At 55.3% G+C, this 4,156-nt stretch carries 3 protein-coding genes and 1 pseudogene; 2 read left to right on the top strand and 2 right to left on the bottom strand.

Translation table 11 applies throughout. The features are described from left to right. The coding region (locus Q0349_RS06915; RefSeq protein ID WP_298080143.1) for a hypothetical protein at window positions 1–262 on the top strand (262 nt) is incomplete at its 5' end. Between the two features lie 477 nt (window positions 263–739). On the opposite strand, the gene Q0349_RS06910 is transcribed toward Q0349_RS06915, so the two are convergent. After that, window positions 740–1,921 (bottom strand): DUF1152 domain-containing protein, encoded by a 1,182-nt coding sequence (locus Q0349_RS06910; protein WP_298080142.1) that lies wholly within the window; start codon window positions 1,919–1,921, stop codon window positions 740–742. 373 nt (window positions 1,922–2,294) lie between these two features. Here Q0349_RS06910 and Q0349_RS06905 point away from each other — a divergent pair, with 373 nt between their 5' ends. Then, window positions 2,295–3,263, top strand: a complete 969-nt coding sequence (locus Q0349_RS06905) for a C40 family peptidase (RefSeq protein ID WP_298080141.1) — start codon at window positions 2,295–2,297, stop codon at window positions 3,261–3,263. A gap of 44 nt (window positions 3,264–3,307) precedes the next feature. Here Q0349_RS06905 and Q0349_RS06900 read toward each other — a convergent pair. Then, a pseudogene (locus Q0349_RS06900) lies at window positions 3,308–4,156 on the bottom strand (MFS transporter); the annotation flags it as partial.

The raw sequence follows: 4,156 nt of genomic DNA, 5'->3' as shown, positions 1-4,156 counted from the left end.
GTCACAAAACAGGATGTCTTACTTTGCATGGGGGATTATTGTTTTTACAATATTAGATTTTTTATTTTCTAATTTTAGTAACTCACCAATACTTATCCGCACATTATTTGAAATAATTCTTACCAATGATGACAGCATAAAGCAAGAATTTATAATAGCATTTGCAATATTGGCTTATGCACCTATTATAATCTTAACTCTCTACTATGCAGAAAACTCTCTATATATGAATCATAGGCAATATATTTATTGGAGAGACTGAAGTAAGTTTAGAACAGGTAATTTAAGTTACTCACATGAGTTTCCTTCTACTCAATTCAACCACCCATGACCCCCCGCGAAATCTTCCTCCATGCCTGCACACAAATCGCTGAACAGCTGGACGGCTTCCGTCTCCTGCAAAAAGGGCAGGTGTTGAAAAAAGACCTGCCTGATAAAGACACCGTCTGCGAAATCCGCTTTCAGGGCAGCCGCAACAACGGTGCGCATAACATCACCATGCTGGTGCATCTCACGCTCTCCTCCAGGCAATTCAAGCAATGGGCGCAGAGCCAATCCCTGCCAAACGGTGACGTTAGCGGCGTTTTCTATGCCAACCAGCTCGGTTACCTGACCCCCAGAAAAGACTGGCGCCACTGGCAACTGGCGGGCGCCAGCCTGCCGCACAGCGTGCGCGGCATCGTCGCTGATTTGCAGCAATACGCCCTGCCCCTGTGCGATCTGTTTACCGATAAAGCCGCTACCGTCGCCTACCTGCGCCAGCACGGCAGCGCTTTGAATCCCTGGCTGGACAACAAAAACCTGCACACCGGTCTCTTTTATTACGCCTTCTGCTGCGGCGGGAATGGTTATCGCGGTAATCCCGAAAAGCGGCAAGAAACTCCGCCATTGTCTCTGATGACATGACCACATCGCGGTACACAATGCGTTCGGCAATGGCGGGCAAGCGGAAATACCAATACAGCGGCATTAACGGATTGATAAATTGCTCGCTGCCGCGCGTGCGCGGCATGCCATGAAAATCGCCAAATTCACCCCGCATCGCCGCTGCAATCGAATTAACGACAATACTCTGATGCGCGGCAAAGCGCTCATTCAAGAAATCCGCCAATGCCAAATAGGCCGCGCCTTCCATCATTTCCGCAGTCAGACTTTGCGCACCAAGATACGCGCCCGCTTTGGTCAGTGTCGCCATATTCTGCAAACAGGGATAATGATCCAGCCCGTGATATTGCTCAATACCAAAACCGACCGCACACAAATAGCTGCGCGTAAATCCTGCCTGCGCTGCCGCCAAAATAGAAAGGCTGTCTTCAACAATCGTCCCCGTGCCAATCTCGTCGCCAAACATCAAACTGTCCGTACCGCCATCCGCGAGAACCAGCGTATCAAGCTGATACCGCTCGCGCAGATTTTGATAAGCGCGCCGCAGGCTTTGTACACCCATTGTTTTGGTAAAGGCGTAAATCACGGGCGATTCGCCGCGGGCGCTTAGCCATTCGTGAATGAATTTCTCCGGGAAATACGGCACGCCCGTGGAATGTTCATCCACCCGGTAACAACCCGGCACGACTTCGTTGCAATCGGTAAATTCCAGCCGGGTAAAAGAAAGATTGGCAAGGATGACGGTTTTGCCCTGTTGGCGTAAATAGCAGTAAAGCGGAATGGCGGCGACAATGTCGTAACCGCCACCGCAGCCCGCGAGCAGAAATCGCTCGCCATCGCGGATGTGTTCAAAGAAGGGAATTCGCATGAGGGGCTCTGGTAATACGGCGCGAAAAGCAAGGTAGCACGCTTCAGCATCGGGCGATAGTCCGGACGAACTAATATATCCATCCACCGAAAGTTTCAGACAAGGCGCGCCGCTGAAGACAGTACGCGGTTGTACGGCGCGGGTTTCCCTAAAAAATGGCTTCGCCATTTTTTAGGGTGCCCGGTCAGGCGGCGCAACACAGTATGAGGCTTTCGGTGGATGGCTATATATGCCGGTTATCGCAACCTGACGCGGATTACGACGCATCTTGTCAGTGCGGCAGTATGCGCGCAGGTCGCCGTGTGCTGCGCGCGGCGTGAGTGGTGGAATGGGGGTAAGCGTGTTTACGGGCTATCAGGGGCAACAAAATTTTTTGTTCGGAGATTCTGTTTTTATTTGAGTGCGCTGTAATTTTGGGGCGGTTCAATAGCGGTATTGGCGGTAATTTTTCAGTTATCGCACACGGTAAGATGACAATCAGGCCATTTTCCCTTAGGATAACGCCTATCCATTTTCATCACCTCACTATCCCGTTGTAATCATGAAGAAACTTGTTTTACTGTCTCTGCTGCTTGCCTGCCAGAGTCTTTATGCTGCGCCCGCAGCCAAACCGTCTCCTGTGGTCAAAACCCAAAGCAGCAGCAAAGCGCCTGCTAAAAAGGCTGCGGCGGAGAAAAAAAATGAGAAAGCCAACTCCGTTGCGGATAAAAAAGCTGTAAAAACAGCGCAGAAAAAGGCGGCAACGGTTGCCGCGGTAAAACCGGAGCGCCAGAAAAAAACGGAAACCGCGCATAACGGGCGGAAAGACAAGGCGAGCGAGAAAAAGCGCACGCTTGTCAAGCAAGAGAAACCGCAGAAAGGCAGCGACAAGCGCCAGCCTGCATCCCAAAAAGTGGTCGCGCAAAAAACGGACAAAGCGAACCACAAGAAAGACAAGGCGGGCAAGAAAGCCCCCGCGCTGTTCAAGAAGCATGAAACGGCTGCCGCCAGTAGCAAGGGCAATTCCCGCAGTACCCTGCTCAATCACGGCAAGAAATTCATTGGCACGCCCTATGTTTGGGGTGGCGCGTCGCCCAAAGGGTTCGATTGCTCCGGCCTCGTGCATTATCTTTATCAGAAACAGGGCGTTTCCATCCCGCGCAACAGTCGTGAACAGTTTTCGCGGCTGCCCGTCGCTAGTAATCCGCAGCCGGGCGATCTTGTTTTCTTCCGCCGCAACGGGGTAATCAATCATGTCGGGCTGTATCTCGGCGGTGGCAAAATGCTGCACGCGCCGCAGACCGGCAGCAAAGTCCGCATTGAAGACATGGGGCGTCCCAACTGGAAGCGACGCTATGCGGGCGCGCGTCGCGCGTTGAAAGGCGAGAAAACGGTCATCATCGCCAGTCAGAGCAAGAAGAACGCGGTGGTACGCGACAAGCGTGTCGCCAAACGCGCGCAGACCAACAAGGAAAAGGCGAAGGTCGCCGCCGTGCTCAAAAAGAGCAAAGTCGTTACCGCGCGGCGCTAAATCGCACCACCGTCAGCAAAAACCGGGCCTTGCGCCCGGTTTTTTTATGCCCCGCCGCGATACAGCCGCCGCTCCGTCCAGTACACCAGCGCCAGCACCGGCACGCCGAGCAGCGCGGTAAAGGTGAAGAAGGCGGGGTAGCCGATGGCATCGACGATGCCGCCGGAGTAGCCGCCAAGCGTCTTCGGCAACAGCGTCATCAGCGAGCTGAAAATCGCGTATTGCACCGCGGTGAAGCGGATGCTGGTCAGCGACGAGAGGAAGGCGATGAAGACCGAGGCGGCAATGCCGGCGGCGAGGTTGTCAAAGCCGACCACGCCGTAGAGCAGCCAGAGTTTGCCATCCTGCGCCGCCGCCAATGCGCGGGCGATGCCTGAGAGCGACGGGCAGAGCACCTGCCACTGCGGCGCATCGGCGACTGCGGCAAGCGGCAACCACGCGCTTTTGTCGCCATACCAGGCGAGCAGCACGAACAGCAGGTTGGTGGTCGCAGTCAGCACCGCGCCCGCCATCATCATCCGCATCAGCGGGTAGCGCTGCGCCAGCAGACCGCCGAGGAAACCGCCGCCGAGCGTCATCGCCACGCCGAATATCTTGACCGCGCTGGCGATTTCCGCCTTGCTGTAGCCGAGGTTCTGGTAGAACAGGTTGGTAATGGCGCCTGCGACGATGTCGGCGCTGCGGTACAGTCCGACCAGCGCCAGCAGCAGCAGCGCGGCGCGGCCATAGCGGCGGAAGAAATCGGCGAGCGGCTCAAGCCACGTCTGCCACGCCAGCTCACGCCGCACCAGCCCGGTACGCACCAGCAGCATTCCTGCCAACACGGCAGCAGCCAGCCCGCCCGCGAGGCGCAGCGTTTCCCGCAAAAGCACCAGTACCCCGCCATTGGCGGC

It is taken from the genome of uncultured Cardiobacterium sp., from assembly GCF_938028185.1.
Taxonomy (GTDB): Bacteria; Pseudomonadota; Gammaproteobacteria; order Cardiobacteriales; family Cardiobacteriaceae; genus Cardiobacterium.
Note: the sequence above shows the minus strand (reverse complement) of the source record. Positions and strands in the feature narration are given on the sequence as shown.

What these genes read in the sequence shown, in the direction of transcription:
- Q0349_RS06905 (WP_298080141.1), top strand. Translation starts at nt 2,295, where the DNA reads ATGAAGAAACTTGTTTTACTGTCTCTGCTGCTTGCCTGCCAGAGTCTT.
- Q0349_RS06910 (WP_298080142.1), bottom strand. Translation starts at nt 1,921, where the DNA reads ATGGCGAAGCCATTTTTTAGGGAAACCCGCGCCGTACAACCGCGTACT.